Annotated in this window: 21 protein-coding genes; 16 read left to right on the forward strand and 5 right to left on the reverse strand. The window is 31.4% G+C overall.

Features of this window, described 5'->3' with window-relative positions:
- The 6 genes from metG to C3E89_RS02960 all read left to right on the forward strand — a co-directional run.
- Positions 1-380, forward strand: a 380-nt coding sequence (metG, locus tag C3E89_RS02935) for a methionine--tRNA ligase subunit beta (protein WP_236911003.1), incomplete at its 5' end; no start/stop codon positions are given.
- An 11-nt stretch (positions 381-391) separates the two neighbouring features.
- The gene (locus tag C3E89_RS02940) at positions 392-1,156 is read left to right on the forward strand and encodes a TatD family hydrolase (RefSeq protein ID WP_236911004.1); all 765 of its coding nucleotides are present in this window, start codon (positions 392-394) and stop codon (positions 1,154-1,156) included.
- Between the two features lie 25 nt (positions 1,157-1,181).
- Positions 1,182-1,727, forward strand: a complete 546-nt coding sequence (gene rnmV / locus C3E89_RS02945) for a ribonuclease M5 (protein ID WP_236911005.1) — start codon at positions 1,182-1,184, stop codon at positions 1,725-1,727.
- Positions 1,717-2,586, forward strand: a complete 870-nt coding sequence (gene rsmA, locus C3E89_RS02950) for a 16S rRNA (adenine(1518)-N(6)/adenine(1519)-N(6))-dimethyltransferase RsmA (RefSeq protein WP_236911006.1) — start codon at positions 1,717-1,719, stop codon at positions 2,584-2,586. The genes rnmV and rsmA overlap by 11 nt, the downstream gene beginning before the upstream one ends.
- Positions 2,587-2,613: 27 nt before the next feature.
- Positions 2,614-3,843 carry a hypothetical protein gene (locus C3E89_RS02955; RefSeq protein WP_236911007.1) on the forward strand — a complete coding sequence of 410 codons (1,230 nt, stop codon included), beginning with the start codon at positions 2,614-2,616 and terminating at the stop codon, positions 3,841-3,843.
- 119 nt (positions 3,844-3,962) lie between these two features.
- A complete protein-coding gene (locus C3E89_RS02960) occupies positions 3,963-4,232 on the forward strand; it encodes an ArsR/SmtB family transcription factor (protein WP_442870605.1) in 270 nt (89 codons plus the stop codon).
- Between the two features lie 14 nt (positions 4,233-4,246).
- Here the strand turns inward: C3E89_RS02960 and C3E89_RS02965 are convergent, their stop codons facing one another.
- Positions 4,247-4,528, reverse strand: coding sequence for a late competence development ComFB family protein (locus C3E89_RS02965; protein WP_236911009.1), 282 nt, complete (start codon positions 4,526-4,528; stop codon positions 4,247-4,249).
- 249 nt (positions 4,529-4,777) lie between these two features.
- Between C3E89_RS02965 and C3E89_RS02970 the strand changes: the two genes are divergently transcribed.
- Positions 4,778-5,008: a glutaredoxin family protein gene (locus C3E89_RS02970; RefSeq protein ID WP_236911010.1), complete on the forward strand. Its 231-nt coding sequence runs from the start codon at positions 4,778-4,780 to the stop codon at positions 5,006-5,008.
- 55 nt (positions 5,009-5,063) lie between these two features.
- Here C3E89_RS02970 and C3E89_RS02975 read toward each other — a convergent pair whose 3' ends face one another.
- Positions 5,064-5,249, reverse strand: coding sequence for a DUF1858 domain-containing protein (locus C3E89_RS02975; RefSeq protein WP_236911011.1), 186 nt, complete (start codon positions 5,247-5,249; stop codon positions 5,064-5,066).
- Between the two features lie 157 nt (positions 5,250-5,406).
- Here C3E89_RS02975 and C3E89_RS02980 point away from each other — a divergent pair, with 157 nt between their 5' ends.
- From C3E89_RS02980 to mgtE, 3 genes are all read left to right on the forward strand, one after another.
- Positions 5,407-5,790 (forward strand): phage holin family protein, encoded by a 384-nt coding sequence (locus C3E89_RS02980; protein WP_236911012.1) that lies wholly within the window; start codon positions 5,407-5,409, stop codon positions 5,788-5,790.
- A 123-nt stretch (positions 5,791-5,913) separates the two neighbouring features.
- Positions 5,914-6,210: an iron-sulfur cluster biosynthesis family protein gene (locus C3E89_RS13485; protein ID WP_332925433.1), complete on the forward strand. Its 297-nt coding sequence runs from the start codon at positions 5,914-5,916 to the stop codon at positions 6,208-6,210.
- 310 nt (positions 6,211-6,520) lie between these two features.
- A complete protein-coding gene (mgtE, locus tag C3E89_RS02990) occupies positions 6,521-7,858 on the forward strand; it encodes a magnesium transporter (protein ID WP_236911014.1) in 1,338 nt (445 codons plus the stop codon).
- Positions 7,859-7,896: 38 nt separating this feature from the next.
- Here mgtE and C3E89_RS02995 read toward each other — a convergent pair whose 3' ends face one another.
- Positions 7,897-9,699, reverse strand: a complete 1,803-nt coding sequence (locus C3E89_RS02995; RefSeq protein WP_236911015.1) for a methyl-accepting chemotaxis protein — start codon at positions 9,697-9,699, stop codon at positions 7,897-7,899.
- 103 nt (positions 9,700-9,802) lie between these two features.
- On the opposite strand from C3E89_RS02995, the gene C3E89_RS03000 reads away from it, so the two are divergent.
- Positions 9,803-11,161 carry an N-acetylmuramoyl-L-alanine amidase gene (locus C3E89_RS03000; protein WP_236911016.1) on the forward strand — a complete coding sequence of 453 codons (1,359 nt, stop codon included), beginning with the start codon at positions 9,803-9,805 and terminating at the stop codon, positions 11,159-11,161.
- Between the two features lie 136 nt (positions 11,162-11,297).
- Positions 11,298-11,567 (forward strand): Veg family protein, encoded by a 270-nt coding sequence (locus C3E89_RS03005; protein WP_236911017.1) that lies wholly within the window; start codon positions 11,298-11,300, stop codon positions 11,565-11,567.
- Between the two features lie 208 nt (positions 11,568-11,775).
- On the opposite strand, the gene speE is transcribed toward C3E89_RS03005, so the two are convergent.
- Together speE and speD are read right to left on the reverse strand one after the other, a co-directional pair.
- Positions 11,776-12,618, reverse strand: a complete 843-nt coding sequence (gene speE, locus C3E89_RS03010; RefSeq protein ID WP_236911018.1) for a polyamine aminopropyltransferase — start codon at positions 12,616-12,618, stop codon at positions 11,776-11,778.
- An 11-nt stretch (positions 12,619-12,629) separates the two neighbouring features.
- Positions 12,630-13,049 carry an adenosylmethionine decarboxylase gene (gene speD, locus C3E89_RS03015; RefSeq protein ID WP_236911019.1) on the reverse strand — a complete coding sequence of 140 codons (420 nt, stop codon included), beginning with the start codon at positions 13,047-13,049 and terminating at the stop codon, positions 12,630-12,632.
- Positions 13,050-13,322: 273 nt separating this feature from the next.
- Here speD and C3E89_RS03020 point away from each other — a divergent pair, with 273 nt between their 5' ends.
- The 4 genes from C3E89_RS03020 to C3E89_RS03035 all read left to right on the forward strand — a co-directional run bounded on the left by C3E89_RS03020 (position 13,323) and on the right by C3E89_RS03035 (position 17,561).
- Positions 13,323-14,864, forward strand: coding sequence for a DUF3794 and LysM peptidoglycan-binding domain-containing protein (locus C3E89_RS03020; protein WP_236911020.1), 1,542 nt, complete (start codon positions 13,323-13,325; stop codon positions 14,862-14,864).
- Between the two features lie 58 nt (positions 14,865-14,922).
- A complete protein-coding gene (gene ispE, locus C3E89_RS03025) occupies positions 14,923-15,774 on the forward strand; it encodes a 4-(cytidine 5'-diphospho)-2-C-methyl-D-erythritol kinase (RefSeq protein WP_236911021.1) in 852 nt (283 codons plus the stop codon).
- 69 nt (positions 15,775-15,843) lie between these two features.
- Positions 15,844-16,050, forward strand: a complete 207-nt coding sequence (locus C3E89_RS03030) for a CLC_0170 family protein (RefSeq protein ID WP_236911022.1) — start codon at positions 15,844-15,846, stop codon at positions 16,048-16,050.
- A 20-nt stretch (positions 16,051-16,070) separates the two neighbouring features.
- The gene (locus C3E89_RS03035) at positions 16,071-17,561 is read left to right on the forward strand and encodes a spore germination protein (RefSeq protein ID WP_236911023.1); all 1,491 of its coding nucleotides are present in this window, start codon (positions 16,071-16,073) and stop codon (positions 17,559-17,561) included.
- The last annotated feature ends 115 nt before the right edge of the window (positions 17,562-17,676 follow it).

The following is a 17,676-nucleotide window of genomic DNA, read 5'->3' on the forward strand; positions in this document are numbered from 1 at the left end:
GGCTAAACGAAGCCAATCAAAAATTAATTGAACAAAGGAGCAATAAGAAAATGGAAGAGTTTATAACCATAGGCGATTTTGATAAAATACAATTAAAAGTAGCAGAAATAGTAGAAGCTAAAGACCATCCGAAAGCAGATAAATTATTAATATTAAAGTTAAAAGTTGGAGAAGAAGAAAGACAAGTGGTATCAGGTATAAAGGAATTCTATTCACCAGAAAATTTAGTAGGTAAAAAGGTAGTAATTATTGCTAACTTAAAGCCTATTAAGCTTAGAGGAGAAGAATCAAAAGGTATGGTATTAGCAGCAGAAAAGGACGGCAAATTAACCCTTGTGTCTACATTAGAAGATATAGAATCTGGTGCTACTATATCGTAAGGAGTGAAAAGATGTTGATAGATAGTCATGCACATTTAGATGACGGAAGATTTGATAAAGATAGGGATAGGATAATAAAATCCTTAAAAGAACTAGGCGTAGATTTAGTAATAAACCCAGGTGCTGATTTAAATTCTAGTATAAAAGCCGTATCCCTATCGGAAAAATATGATAATGTTTATGCTGCAGTGGGGGTACACCCTCACTCAGCTAAAGAAATGGATGAATCTACTATAGAAATATTGAAGTCCTTTACTAATAGAGAAAAAGTAATAGCCATTGGAGAAATTGGATTAGATTATTATTATGATAATTCTCCTAGGGATATTCAGCAAAAAAGGTTTAAAGAACAACTGGCCCTAGCAAAAGAAGTAAATTTACCTGTAATAATCCATACCAGAGAAGCTTCAAAGGACACCTTCGATATATTAAAAGAAGCCCAAGATGGTAGCTTAGAAGGGGTAATGCATTGTTTTTCAGGTAGTGTGGAAATGGCTATGGAGTATATAAAGATGGGCTTTTATATATCTTTAGCAGGACCTGTAACCTTTAAAAATGCTAGAGTATCAAAGGAAGTGGCAAAGGCTATACCATTAGACAAACTAATGATAGAAACAGATTCTCCCTACCTAACACCAGAACCTTATAGAGGTAAAAGAAACGAACCATTCTATGTACGATATGTAGCAGGCACTATAGCAGATCTAAGAGGGATCACCTTTGAAGAATTAGCAAAACAAACATCGGAAAATACAAAAAAATTATTTAGAATTTAACCAATTAAAAAGAAGGTAGTTTCATATGATAAAGGAAATCATTATAGTAGAAGGAAAAGATGATATAACAGCAGTAAAAAATGCAGTGGAAGCTGAGGTAATTGCCACTGGTGGATTTGGATATGATAGGGAATTTATTGAGAAATTAAAGGTAATTGCTGATAAGAGAGGTATAATAATTCTGACAGACCCAGATTATGCAGGAGAAAAGATAAGAAAAAACCTTTGTAAATATATTAAAAACTGTAAACATGCCTTCCTGCCTCAAGGGAAGGCTCTAAACAAAGGAGATATTGGAGTTGAAAATGCTTCAAAAGAAGATATTATAGAAGCCATAGAAAAAGCTAGACCAATAATTACAGAAAAAAGAGTAGCCTTTACAAAAGAAGATTTACTGGAATTAGGATTAATAGGTAGTAAAAATAGTCAAAGAAAAAGAGAGATATTAGGAAACATTTTAGGGATAGGTTATGCAAATTCTAAACAGTTTCTAAACAGGCTAAATAATTTTGGTATAACTAGAGAAGAATTTATAAAAGCTTTGGAGTTGATGGAAGAATATGAAGGATAAAAGATTATACTCTCCTAAATATATAAGGGAAATTCTAGATAGGTATGGGTTTGAGTTTTCCAAAAGTTTAGGACAAAATTTTCTCATAGATGGGAATATAGTCAGGAAGATTTCTCAGGAAGGAAATATTACAAAAGAAGACTATGTATTAGAAATAGGTCCAGGAATTGGAACTTTAACAGAGGAATTAGCCTTAAATGCAAAAAAGGTAGTTGCAGTAGAGTTGGATAAAAGCTTACTTCCAATTCTAGATGAAACCTTAAAGGATTATGACAATGTGGGGATAATTCATGGAGATATTCTAAAGGTTGATATTAACGAATTAATAGAGGAAAGATTGGCAGGAGGTCCTATTAAGGTTGTAGCCAATTTACCCTACTATGTAACTACCCCTATAATAGCCAGGCTAATAGAAGAGGATTTAAACATTGAATCCATAATAATTATGATTCAAAAGGAAGTAGCCCATAGAATAGTGGCATCTCCTGGAAGCAAACAATACGGTTCCCTTTCCGTATTTGTAAATTTTTATACTAATCCAGAAATATTGATAACAGTACCTAAAACCGTATTCATGCCTCAACCCAAAGTTGATTCTGCTGTAATCAGATTGAATTTAAGGAAGTATTTACCTGAGGTAGATAGAAAAATATTCTTTCAAGTAGTAAAAGCTGCTTTTAGTAAAAGAAGGAAGACCATATTAAATTCTTTATCTTCTAACCCTTGGGGATTAGATAAGACACAGATAAAACAAGTATTAAAAGAGGCTAATATTTCATTAGACCAAAGAGCAGAAAATTTAAAAATTGAAGATTTTGTTAAGATTAGTAAAACATTGCCCTCCTTAGACATATATTAGTATAAAGATTAAAAAGGAGGGTTATTCATGCCAATGGAATATACATACTTTAGAAAGTATATTATATTAAAAAACGATTATACAAACATTAGCAATATAAACCCGAAAGGACACGCAAAAGTAGAAGTTAGAGGCAACAAAGGGATTATAAACTTTAATTTAGACAATTGTGAATTAGAGGAGCATTATCGAGTATACTTAATAAAAGAAAAAAATGGTACAATATACGAAGAGGATTTAGGTAGAATATTTACAGATGAAAGAGGAAGGTGTAAGGCCAATATTACCCTTAACTTAAGAGAATTAGAATCAAAGGGCCTTTTAATAGACAAAATAGATGCCATTCTGATAAGAAGGGGTATATATGTATTATTAGGCGGTTATATTGATAAAGACAATAAAGTTATAGGTAGGCTGATAAAACAGTTAACATGGGAAGAGGATAAAGAAATTTCAACTACAGAGCCTGAAGTTGAAGAAGATATAAGGGAGGTTTATGATCTCCAGAAAGAGGACCTAATAGAAGAATCAATAGAAGAAGTTGTTGAAGAAGGTATAGAAAAAACCCCTGATTTTCCGAAAGAAGAGTTGTTAGAAGAAATAGAATATGAGACAATAAAAGAAGATGAAAAAGAAGATGAAATAGTAAAAGAAGAAGCAATAGAAGAAAAGATAATGGAGGAAGAGGAAGTAGAAGGAGAAGAATTTCAGGAAGAAGTAGAAGAGGAAATAACAATAGAAGAAAAAGAAAACCAAGAATATTCATATAATGAAAGCTATGAAAACTTGGAATATGCTAGACGGTTACAACATAAAAACCAAATGACTAATTATATATTGAGTATATTAAGGTTTTTTCCGCAAGTAGAACCATTGAAAATATACCTTCATAATTACAGCTGGTGGAGAATAGATGATGACGGTACAGAGCCTTATAGAGGATTCTTACCTTATTACAATTATTTAATGAGCTCTGATTATAAATACCCTTTCTTGCATAATTCTACTACCTGCATAAACCAGATAAGAAAATATGGACATTATCTATTTGGATTATATAAGGAAAGACAAGAAGCAAAATTTTATGTTTATGGGGTACCAGGAAGGTTTACACCAGATGAGCATCCTTTTAAAGGTATTACTGGGTTTAATACTTGGTACGATTCCATAGATGGAATTGGATATTGGATTTTGTATATTGACCCTATAACGGGTAAAGTAATATATCCTATTAATCCAATGGTACCATCCTATTAAACTACAAACCCTAAGAAGGGAGGTAAACAACCATAGTTCAAAAGAAAATATGCCATGAACCTGTTACCGATATGGCAACACTAAAAGAGATTAAAGAAAGCTTATATAAAGAAGAAGTAATGACTCAGTTAGCCCAGACCTTTAAGGCCTTAGCAGATCCTACTAGGTTAAAAATAATCTACGTTTTATCAAAATCTTCTCTCTGTGTATGTGATATTGCAAATTTATTGGACATGACTCAATCAGCAATATCACATCATTTGAGACTCCTTAGGAATTTGCGACTTGTAAAATTTAAAAAAGAGGGGAAGACGGTTATATATTCTTTAGACGATGATCATGTTTTACAACTATTCAAACAAGGATTAGACCATGTTAAGCATAATTAATAAAAAAGATGGGGTTATATTGTTTCCCTCATCTTTTGCTTATCAGGACATTTTTTACACAAAATCTCCTTAGCCTGTGTTAGGGCTGCGAGAACGGTAATCCTTCTCTGCCTATCCAATAAAAAAGCTTTTTTTTCAGCTTTGCTAACAGTAGATATAAAGTATACAGGTGGAAGATTATTTAAGGCAATGGATTTTATATCCTCATCATAATTCTTACATTTACAATGGTTATAGTTATGACTTACTTCCTCATATATTTCATCCACTAAAATTTCCATATAATTCTTTATCATTTACATCATCCTTTTCAAAAAACATTCCAATTAGTGGTAAAATTTAATTATTTAATCCTAAATATTATAGTACTTATTTACTATTAAGTCAATTATAATAATAAGACTTTTGCTAAATTTTATGATTAACAAGACATGATTGAGGGTAGCATATAACCATAAAGAGAGAAAATTAATTTGACACAATATACCCGGGTAGGGTATAATATGTATTGTAAATGTAATGAGTATATTTAAGGAGGAATTTAAATGTCGAATGTAGTAATTTTTACAAGTAACACATGTCCATACTGTGTAGCTGCTAAAGACTATTTACAAGAAAAAGGTGTATCTTATACTGAAAAGAATATTCAAACTGATAAGGATGCAAGAAAAGAATTAATGAGCATGGGACATATGGGAGTTCCAGTATTATTAATTGATGGAGAAGAAATAGTAGGCTTTGATAAAGCAAGAATAGATCAATTGCTAGATAAGTAAATAATTAGGTAAGTAAACAACCTCCCCTTCTGATTTTCAGAAGGGGAGGTTGTTTCTATTCATTTAAAGCTTTTAAAAGTTGAGACAAATCTATACCATGAACCATTGCGGCTTCTTCTATGCTTTCCATTTGGCTGGCTGGGCATCCAATACATCCTAAACCAAATCTCAATAAAGTATCAACTGACTCTGGTTTGTTGCGAATTACTTCTCCTACCAGCATATCTTTAGTAATTTCCATTATGTCGCCTCCTTATATATAAATTCACTAATATTTTACCATAAAACATATACCCTTTATAGTATAAATATATCATATGTTTATTATAAATAAAATATTTATTTTAAAATGTATAAAAAATTGAAAAATGGATATTCTTATACCAGGAGGTGAAGAAATGGATAATAATGACAAAAATAGAGATAGGACAGACAATAGTACAAATAATTGGGACATAGGAGAGATATTAATAAGAGTATTGGTTACGGCAATAGTAGTTGGAATTGCGGCTTTCTTAACACCCGGGTTTTCTATAAATAGTTTATGGAGCTTAATTTTGGCTGCAGTTGTTATAGCTTTAATAGACTACCTTATACAAAAATTTACAGGAGTTAATGCAACACCTTTTGGTAGAGGCATTACTGGCTTCATTGTAGCCGCAATCATCCTTTATGCTACCAAATTTATAGTTCCAGGCTTTAATATATCCGTATGGGGAGCAATAATTGGAGCCCTAGTAATTGGTATAATAGATGTAATAATACCAGGAAGAGCAATGTAAAAAAAGACAGCCCTCTAACATAAGTTAGGGGGTTGAAATTTTTTTTAAAATAGTATAGAATGATTAGAGATACCTAGGCGGGGTATATATGATGTAATAAAATAAATCTAGGAGGAATCGATAATGAAGATTGAACTGACAGAAACAGCTCAAGAAGAACTTAAAAAGGTATTAGAATCAAGAAAAGATAATAAACCTTTAAGAATTTATATTGCAGGTTATGGTTGAGGTGGTCCATCATTTGGATTGGCTCTGGATGAGCCAAAAGAAGGAGATGCTTCAGTAAATGTTGGTGAATATACATTTTTAATGGAAGATTATTTAACAGAAAGTTATGGAGCTTTCACTATTGATTATAGCAACAACTGGTTAAGAAAAGGATTCACAATCATACCAGATAGAGGAACTTCATCCTGTTAGATAAATAATTTTAAGGAATAGGTAATAGATTTTGCCTATTCCTTAATTTTTTGTAAAATACTAAAATTTAATAAAAGATTAGATATGTGTTACAATAATATATAAAGTAAAAATTTTTCTTGAAAAGGAAAGAAAAATTTTGTAATCTATAATTGTACAAAAATGAATTTCCCTAGGAGGAACATTGGGGGTGATGATTAGTGGATTCTGGTCCTTTGCCTAGGTTTAGTGTGAATATTAATAGACAAAAATTTAATAGGGAGAACCCTAGTCATTACCATAAACTAGAGTTCTTCCAAGGGGGGTTAACATGGATGAAAGAAGATTAAAAGATTTACTCCAAGAAAAGAAATATGTAACATTAAAAAGAGAATTGGAAGATTTGAATGAAGTAGATATAGCCGAATTATTGGAGGATCTAGATGTTCATACTGCATTATTAATATTTAGGATGCTATCCAAAGATTTGGCTGTAAACGTATTTGCCCATTTTTCTGTTGAACAACAGAGAGATATAATTGGCTTAGTAACAGACAAAGAGCTAAAAGATATTGTAGAAGAACTGTTTTTTGACGATATGGTAGATATTATAGAAGAAATGCCTGCTAATGTAGTGAAGAAGATTTTATTACATGCTAAGGAAGAAGAAAGGAACTTAATCAATCAATTCCTAAGGTATCCGCCAGATTCAGCGGGCAGTATAATGACCATAGAGTATGTAGACTTGAAAAAAGGAATGACTGTAAGAAATGCCCTAGACCATATTAAGAAAACAGGTCTTGATAAAGAGACTGTATATACCTGCTATGTTACCGATAGAAATAGAAAACTAGAAGGTATAGTATCCCTGCGAAAATTGGTTATAAGCAATGAAAAAGAAACTATCGAGGATATAATGGATAGAGATGTAATATATGTTCATACTCATGATGATCAGGAAACCGTAGCAGGAATATTTAAAAGGTATGGATTTTTAGCATTGCCTGTGGTAGATAAAGAAGATAGATTAACGGGAATAATAACAGTAGATGATATCATGGATGTAATCGACCAAGAAACTACAGAAGACTTTCAAAGGATGGCAGCTATGTCTCCATCGGAAGAAAAGTACTTGGATGCAAGTATCTTTAATCTTGCTAAACATAGGATTATATGGTTATTGGTCCTTATGGTTTCTGCTACCTTTACAGGGGGAATAATAAGGAAATTTGAAGATGTACTCCAATCAATAGTAATATTAACTGCATTCATTCCCATGTTAATGGATACAGGAGGTAACTCTGGTAGCCAGTCCTCCACTTTAATAATACGTGGGTTGGCATTAGAGGAAATAGATTTAAAAGACGCTGGAAAAGTCATATGGAAGGAATTTAGAATTAGTATAATAGTAGGAATTGTTTTAGCCATCGTTAATTTCTTTAGGATTTATATATTTGATAGCGTAGGAGTATTGGTGGCTTTTACGGTATCTTCTACTTTATTTGTAACAGTAGTAATATCTAAGGTAATAGGTTGTATATTACCTATGGTAGCAAAAAAATTAAATATTGACCCGGCTATTATGGCTGGTCCTCTTATTACTACAATTGTTGATGCTTTAAGTTTAATGGTATATTTTTCAATAGCATCTTGGTTGCTTAATATTTAAAAAAATTGGTTTTTACGGTATCCGTAAAAACCAATTTTTTATATTACGTATTTTTCTAGATCCTCACTAAACTCCTCAGATACCTTCTTAAACTCAGCTATTTTTTCCGTCATATTTCTTATCTCATCAGTATAGGTATTCACACTAGCACTTACCTCTTGGCTAGAAGCAGAGTTTTCTTGAGCTATAGCAGCTAGAGATTCAATATGGTCAGATATTTTATTCATTTCCATAGTCTCCTTATTCAACTCCCCTACCAATTCAATTATTAAATTGGCTACACTTTGGATAGATTCAACAGTATGGCTAGTTTCTATGGATAGATTATTTAAACTAGATTTTTCATCATCCAATATACTATATTGATCTTCTATATCAGTTACCAGTCCATCAATTTCCATAACAAAGGCTTTTAATATATCATTTATATTTTGGACTGCTTCTCTAGAACCCTCTGCTAATTTCCTTATCTCCATTGCTACAACGGTAAAGCCTCTACCATATTCACCTGCTCTAGAAGCCTCAATACTAGCGTTTAAAGCTAATAAATTAGTTTGCTCTGCAATTTTTTCAACGGTTTCCACTATTTCAGTAACATCCTTAGCCCTATTTTTCAAGGTTATTCCCTTTTCTTTTACATGAGAAAACTCATCCATAACCTTATTCAAATTATCCGAACTACTTTTTAGACTTTCAAATCCCATTCTTGTTTTGTCTACAGTTAATTCTAGCTCATCTTTACCTTTGTTTTTTCTTTCTGCAATATTATTGAGAACATTAATACTACTGTTTAGACGATAGGCTGCTTCTTCCGTTTCTTCAGCTTGACTAACAGCCCCATGAGAAACTTGTCCAACTACAGAATTAATTTCTTGGGATGCAGTATTCATATTATTAGATATTTGATTGAATTTATCTCCAAATACATTTAATTCATCAATAGTAGCTTTATAACCGAGAAAATCTTTTTTTATATTTGCTTTAATACCATTTATCCTATTATTTATATCTTCTAAAAAGTCATTGGTAGAGATATTTCTTTCAAAAGAAAAATCCTTTTTTTCTACATCCTCTATAGATTCAAAAACACTTTTCAATGGTCTCAATAGAAGTTTTCCCATTATAGTAGGAACTAAAAAGGAGAGAGCTAGTATAAGAATAATAAATATTTTACTTTCCAGATAATCAGATAAAATGGCTAAAGGAATACCAGCAAATAATAGAGAAGCCAGACCTATTTTAGTCTCAAAACTTTTAATAAAACCAAAAGAAAAAAGATTATTGAGCCTATAAGTCTTTTTATTATAGACTTCTTCTGGAAAGGTAATAGATATTTTGGTATAGTTATTTCCTTTCTCTAAAGTTTCAACCTGAATATCCTCTTTAAAATATTTAGAAGCTCCCTCTAACATACCGTGAAAATAATCAAACATCTCCCTAGATGAGGAATAGCTCATTACAGCCTTGTTTTTCTCCAAAGGTTCCACATTTAGTATAGGAGGCTTTGCCCCGGGAATTCTATTAGTCATTACTATATGAATATCATACATGGCTTTTAAAAAAGAATATAGATTTTTAAACTTAAAAAAAGCAGGATAATCCTTTGAAAAAGTATTTATATTATCTATACCAATTTCTCGCCAGATTTCTGAAGAACTTTTCCCTAAGGAACTAGCTATGTAATTTATAATTCCTAAAGCTATACCATCTTCAATGTCCTCAGAGGGAGTAAACACCTTTCTAGGACCAATTCCTTGATGGGTCAAGGCTTCATTAACTAAATCTTCTCCATATAGATTCTTACTAGTACTTACCCAAGCTGATACAATAGTACCCTTCATAAACACATCACTCCCTTTTATCACATACAATAATTATACCATATTTATCACTTATCAAACTTATTTTCATAATATGTATTAATAAGGATTAGGGGGTAATAATGTGGACACCTATTATAAAATTAAATATTTTAATAAGGAAAAGAACGAAGAAATTGAAATGCCCCTAGAGAAAATGGTTGGCATATTATTAAATCTGGAGATGGGTTTTAATTTTCATATAGAGGCTTTAAAGGCTCAGGCCATTGTCCTAAGGACTAATCTATTAAAATATTCTAAGCCTATAGAAGGCGGAAATTTTGAAAATATTTGGGATAGCCATAAAGATGAAAATATAGATAAAATAATAAAAGCTGTAGTTGAGACCCAAGGTCTGGTAGTCCTGTTTAATGACAAGCTTATAGATGCAAAATACCATTTGGCCTGTGGGGGAAGTACGGAGAATTCAGAAAATGTAATAGATAACCAAATTATTTATCTTCGCCGAGTCCTATGTGAATACTGTAAAGAATCTGTTTATTGGAAGGGAGAAAAAAGCTTCAGTATAGAGGAAATAGAGGATTTATTGAAAGTTAATTTTCCAAAAATGAATGTAGAAATTGAATCTGAAATATCTGGTTTCATAGAAAATATAGAGAGAGATAACCATGGTAGAGTATTATCCATAAAAATAGGAGATGAAAGCTTCTCAGGTGTTGAATTAATGAAACTTTTAGACCTAAATTCTACTAGATTCGCCATATTTCCTACAGGGGTAAAATTTGTTTCAAGAGGTAAGGGCCATGGTATGGGTTTATGCCAATTTGGAGCAGAAAAAATGGCCCAAGAAGGTTATTCTCATATAGATATATTAAAATATTACTATACAGGAGTAGAAATTAAGGAATACCAACTTCCTTGTATAAAAAAACCCCTTTATGGGAAAACAATAGTAATAGATCCAGGACATGGAGGAGATGATGAAGGACATAAAGGAAATTCATCAGGATTGATAGAGAAGGATATAGTGCTTAAACTATCTTTAAAATTAAAATCAAAATTGGAAGATTTAGGAGTTAAAGTCTATCTAACTAGAGAAAAGGATGAAAAAGTTCTTATAACAGAAAGGATAGAGTTTGCCAATGAACTGGAACCTGATTTTTTTATGAGTATCCATATGGATTATTTTTATAATTCTAATATGAAAGGTTGTGAAATGTTTTACTTTAAAAATGATTTTAATAGTAAAAAATTAGGTTCTTATATACTGAAAAATTTAGATAATAGAAAAATTGCTACAAGAGGTATAAAGGAAGGCAATTTTTATATTTTCAGAGGGGTAAGCGGAAGCTCTTTATTAATAGAGATAGGATACCTATCTAATCCTCAAGAAGAGATTCTATTTTTAGATGAAAATTATTTAGAAGATTTAGCAGAAGGAATTGTCAGAGGAATTTTAGAATATTTTACAATAAACAATTGACAAAAAAACTCATTCATAGTATAATATTTATTTATTTGACATAAAGGACAAATTATGGTATAATTCTATCATGAGTGTCCCTTTACACTCCTTCTACCCCCTATCTAAGGGGAGAAATCGATGGAAGGTGGTTACTTTGTTGGAAAAGAATAACTTAGCCAAAATTCGCAAAAACGTAGAAGATTGCGTTGGTAAAAAAGTAATTCTTAAGGCGAACAAGGGAAGAAAGAAAACTACAATTAGAGAAGGCATATTAGAAGAAGCTTATCCTAGCTTGTTTGTAGTAAGGATTAGCAACCAATTCGATTCAGTACGGAGAGTTTCTTACACATACTCGGATATATTGACGGAAACTGTTGAAGTTACAATTTGCGATGATGAAGAAAGACAGACTAAGATAAGTTAAAAAAACAAGACGAATAGTCTTGTTTTTTTGATTTCGACAAAATATTAAACCGAGGCCAGAAGTATAATAATACTCTTGGCCTCGGTTTAAATAGGGAAATGAGCAAGTGCTCTTTTGCTCATACGGGGAAGAAAGATCTTTTGGAAGTCTCATTTATAATTATATGTCGAAATTTAACTAAAAGTAAATAGGTCTAAGGGTATATATACTATAGAATAATATCCAAAATATAATTTGGCAAGTAAAATGCACCTTTATGGAGATCTTCATTATAGTATTTAGTCTTTAGTCCTAACTTTTTCCACTCTGTTGGCTTATGGTCCTTAATAGGATCATATTTTTTAGAGGCAAATCCAAATAACCAATTCCCTGAAGGATAAGTAGGTATATTAGCTTGATATACTGTAGCTATGGGGAATGTTTTTTTTAATTTCTCTGTAGCTCTTTGGAATTCTCTCCTATCCTCTTGGAAATAAGCAGATTCACTTTGGTTAACTAGAATTCCATCGTATTTTAAAGCTTTATAGCAATTACGGTAGAATTCCGTTGTAAAAAGTCCTTCTCCTGGGCCTATAGGATCTGTAGAGTCTATGATAATTAAATCATAAATATTTTCCTTATTTTTAACAAATTCAACTCCGTCTTCATAATAGGTATCGATCCTTCTATCATTAAAACCACTATTTACAAAAGGAAGATATTCTTTAGATACTTCTACTACTTTTTTATCTATCTCAACGAAATCAATAGCATCAATGGTTTGGTATCTTATTAATTCTCTTAAAGTTCCTCCATCACCAGCCCCAATTACCAATACTTTTTCAATATTAGGATTTACTGCCATAGGGATATGGACTATCATTTCATGATATACAAACTCATCTTTTTCAGTAAGCATTATAAAGCCATCAATAACCAAAACCTTACCATATTCATAGGTATCTAGCACATCTATTTTTTGAAAGTAACTTTGAGTAGAAAATAGGTGCTTTTTTACCTTCATAGAAAATTTACTGTTTTCATTATGCATTTCAGTAAACCATAACTCCATTTTTAACCCCCCTATCCTTTAGATTGTGGTTTATATACTATATTTTTATATTTACCCTTAGAATGAGTATGAATTTTTTGTACATCTCCCCTATCTATTTCAGTGGTTTCCGTTTTTTCTGCCTTCAGTTTTTCTTTTAAATATTGGAAAGCAATCCAAGGGTCTACCTCTTCACCACAGGTAAACAAGTCTATAGCTGCATATCCATACTCAGGCCAAGTATGGATGGTCAGATGGGATTCTTGTATAACTACCACTCCACTAACACCCCAAGGATTAAAAGTATGAAATACGGATTGGACTACTGTGGCCTTTGCTTTATTAGCAGCCTCTATCATGTACTTTTCGATTAATTGGGTATCATTTAATAATTGGTTATTGCAATTATAAAATTCTACTAAAATGTGTCTCCCCAGTCTTCTATCTTCCATTTAAGCAACCCCTTTCATTTTGTTTTGTGTAGTAATAGTTACCAATAAGTTTAGTAATACTAAACTTATTGGTAAAAAAATAATATTTACTAATTATAAACTTAAAGTTTATAATAGATAAACTAATTTAGTAATATTATAGTACTAATAAACATATCCAGTGTCAATATTTTTTAAAAATTTAACCTTCCAAATTTTATTCATCTTTTTGGACATTAACACATATACTTTTTCATAGGATATATAAAGTAGATAAATAGGGGAGGTTAGAAGATGGAAATAATCAAGGACATCCTAAAGGTGGAAGAGCAGAAGGGATATGAGGAAATAGAATCCCTAATTGAAGCGGAACTATACTTAGACCAGACAAAGGCAGAAATAGGAAATATTCTTTGGGCTGATGGAAAGATAGAAATTCTAAGTACCAAGATCATAATGGATAAAATATTGGTAAACGGATTAGTAAAGTTTAAAGTAATCTATAAATCCAAGGAAGAAGAATTAAATATATATACTCTAGAAACTAATAGGGACTTTAGAGAAGAAATAGAGATCAGTGGAATAACGGAAACTATGGCAGGAGAAGTAAAATCAAGCCTAGAATATATAGAATATGAATTAGAAGATGAAAGAAAGATTATTCTAAGGGCATTAGTAAAGCTAATGGGAAAAGTTGAAGAAACCAATTCAGTGGAAATAATAGAAGGAGTAACAGGGGATTCAAATCTTCAAGTATTAAAAGAAAAAGTCAAATATAATGATGTACTAGGAAGAGATGAATCCTATGCTTTAATAAAAGAAGCTTTTGAAGTAGGAGAAAATCAACCTTCTATAGAGGAAATACTAAAAGTAGATTTACACCCTTATGAAAAAGAATATAGCATTTCTGCTGATAGAATAATTCTATCCGGTATAGTAGAGTCCTCCATAATCTATTTTGGAGGAAATAAACTTAATTCCATAAAGAAGGATATTCCCTTTACCCATTTCATAGAGCTACCAAATATAGAATATGATTCAAAATGTCAATTAAATATGGAAGTGGTAAATGGTGAATATGAAGTAAGAGAAAACCTAGAAGGTGATTTAAAGATCATTGATTTAGAGCTTAAAATAAAAATTGGCTCTAAACTCTATAATCAGAAAGAAAAAGAAGTGATAATAGATGCTTATTCTACTAGTAGAAAAATCAACCTTCAAACAGAAGAAATTAAAGTAATGGAAAATATAAAGGATATTATTGACCGAGAAAATATATCCACAGAATTAAAGGGAAAAGGATTTAAAGAAATATATACAATAGAAGCCCATCCTACTATAATTGATAATCAATATGTTGAAGACAAGATAATGGTAGAAGGTATTTTGGCATTAAATATTTATTATTTAGATGATGTAAAGGATGAAATTAGAACCCTGAAGGAAGAAATTCCTTTCAAATCCTATATTACTAATGAAGGATTGAATAATGATATAATTATAAACACAGAAACCAATTTAGAAGATTTAAACTATAACCTTAGAGAAGATATCCTCTATATCAATGGAACCTTAAAAAACCATATATTCATCAATCGAGAGAGAAAAATTAATATAATAAGTGAAATAGAAGAGACAGAAGAAATAATAGATAAGAAAAATAGACCTAGTATAATCATATATATGGTTCAAAGAGACGATATTCTTTGGGACATAGCTAAACGATATAATACTACTGTAGATGAAATAATTGAATCCAATAATATCATATCCCCATCTAATTTAATGCCAGGAGAAAAAATTATCATAGAGAAGAAAGTTGAAGTGGAATTCTAGTAGAAAATAGGCTTTTATGATATAATGTATCCGTCAATCTACTAAAAGGAGAATTGAAATGAAGGAGATAGTTTTAGAATCCTTTGGCAAAATAAATTTAGCCTTAGACGTTCTATATAAAAGAAATGACGGATATCATGAAATAAATACTTTAATGCAACAAATAGATTTAAAAGATAGAGTTATAATAAAAAACAAAGAAAAGGGACTAGAAATCCAATGTAATGACAAAGATGTACCTTTAGATAATACTAATCTAGTTTACAAAGCTTGGGAAAGGATAATAGAAAAAACGGGTGTAAATAAGGGGGCCCATATTATAATAGAAAAAAAGATTCCTGTGGCAGCAGGACTAGCTGGTGGCAGTTCCAATGGAGCAGCAGTACTTAAAGGATTAAATATATTATGGAATTTAAATTTATCAGAAAAAGAGCTGATGAAAATAGGCTTAGAAATTGGAGCAGATATTCCCTTTTGTATATTAGGTGGAACTGCCTGGGCTAAAGGTATAGGAGAAAAATTGACTAAATTGAAAAAATTCTCCAATAAGATGATACTTTTGGCCAATATGGGAATACCAATATCTACAGCCTCCGTATATAATAAGCTAAACTTAAATAGCATTAATTCTAAAGTTGATGTAGAGAAATTGATTAATTATATAGAGGAAGAAGACTTAATTGGATTGGGACAAAACATGACGAATGTAATGGAGCAGGTAGTAATAAAGGAATACCCCATAGTAGAAGAAATAAAAAAGGATATGGTTAGGTATGGAGCTTTAGGTAGTCTAATGAGTGGTAGTGGTCCCACTGTATTTGGTCTATTCGATGATGAAGAAAAATTGCTTAGTTGTAAAGAGAAATTGGAGAAGAAAATAGATAAGGTATATGTAGCAAGAACAATTTAAAAGGAAGATATAAAGGTGAATAATAAACCCACTTTCTGTTAATTATATATATTAGCAGGGGGTGGGTTTTTGTATAAAATTGTAGGGTCAATAAAAAGTATATTCGACAATATAAGCATATTGATAATAATACTTGTAGCCCTATTTTCATTATTAATAGATGGGCCTAATTATAAAAACCAGGGATTTATTAGAGAATACAGAATAGTTAAGATTATTTCCTATTCTTATATAGCTCTTGGAATAATAATATTTATTTTTTTGAGAATTACCTAAATGACCTAGGAGGTTTTCTTATGGGGCAGATTGTATCCAAGGATTTAAATAAAAATATTAATATATTAAAAACTATATTGAAGGACTGTGATGACATCGGTTATAGAACTATAAAAATAGGCAAGAACAATAAAAGAGAGGCTTGCTTTGTCTTTTCCGATGGACTTATAGATAAAAGCCTATTAAGTGAATATGCTATCCAATTATTATTGACTATTAGTGATGATAGTACCGACTTAAACTTAAATTCAACTGAATTAGATAAAATAGCAAAAGAATCTATTGCCATACCAGAAGTAAAAGAAGAAGAAGATTTAGATAAAATAGTGGATGCCATACTAGCTGGAGAAACGGCTTTTTTTGTTGATAAAGCAAATAAAGCCCTACTACTTTCTTCAAGAGGCTGGCCTACAAGGGGGGTAGGAGAACCTGATACAGAAACTGTAGTAAGGGGACCTAGAGATGGATTTAGCGAAACTTTAAAATTAAATACGACCTTAGTTCGTAGACGTATTAGAGATCCTAAGTTAAAAATAAAAAATATGCAAATAGGCAGAAGATCAAAAACCGATATTGCAATAATGTATATTGAAGATATTGCAAGCCTAGATATATTAAAAGAGGTTAATAGAAGATTAGATAAAGTCGATATAGATGCAATAATAGATAGTTCCATGTTAGAATTCTTGATAGAAGACAATTATCTGTCTCCCTTCCCTCAAATAGAAAACACAGAAAGGCCAGACACTTTAGCTGCTTCCCTATGTGAAGGAAGAATTGGAATTATAGTAGATAATAGCCCTTTTGCATTGATAGTTCCAGCTACCATAGGAACTTTATCCCAATCGGCAGAAGATTATTATAGTCGGTGGACTATTACTACCATTATTAGATGGGTAAGATTAATAGCTGCTTTTTTATCTCTATTAGCACCTGCCCTATATATAGCCATAACATCATTCCATCCAGGATTAATACCTACCATATTAACCTATTATTTGGGAGCTAGTAGGGTTAATGTCCCCTTTCCCGCAGTAATAGAAGCTTATTTAATGGAATTGACTATCGAATTATTAAGAGAAGCAGGAACTCGTATAGCAGGACCTATTGGAACCACTATTGGAATAGTAGGTGGGCTCATAATTGGTCAAGCAGCAGTAGAAGCTGGGATTGTCAGCCCATTGATGATTATAATAGTAGCCATAACTACAATTTCTTCATTTTCCTTACCTAGTTATGAATGGGCTTCAGGATTTAGATTTTGCAGATTTATATTAATGGCTTTAGCTGGAACACTAGGGTTATATGGCATTATGCTGGGAATAGTTATACTGTCCACCCATTTCGCAAGGTTAGAAAGCTTTGGAATACCCTTTTCTGCTCCTTATTCTGGATTAGGGATAGAAGAAGGGGATTTAAAGGATACTCTGGTAAAGGCTCCTATTCAAAATTTAGAACTAAGGCCAATATTTACATTCCCTAGAAATAGAAGAAGAATAAGAAAAAGGTGAAAATATGCAAAACAAAAATACAATATCCAATCAACAGATAAAAGCGTTATTGATTACCACTGTAATTGGAGTAGGCATACTCTCTTTACCTAGTGATTTAGCTATGATACTTAAT

Source organism: Clostridium sp. Cult1 (genome assembly GCF_021655095.1).
In the GTDB taxonomy this organism is placed as follows: domain Bacteria; phylum Bacillota; class Clostridia; order Tissierellales; family Tepidimicrobiaceae; genus Schnuerera.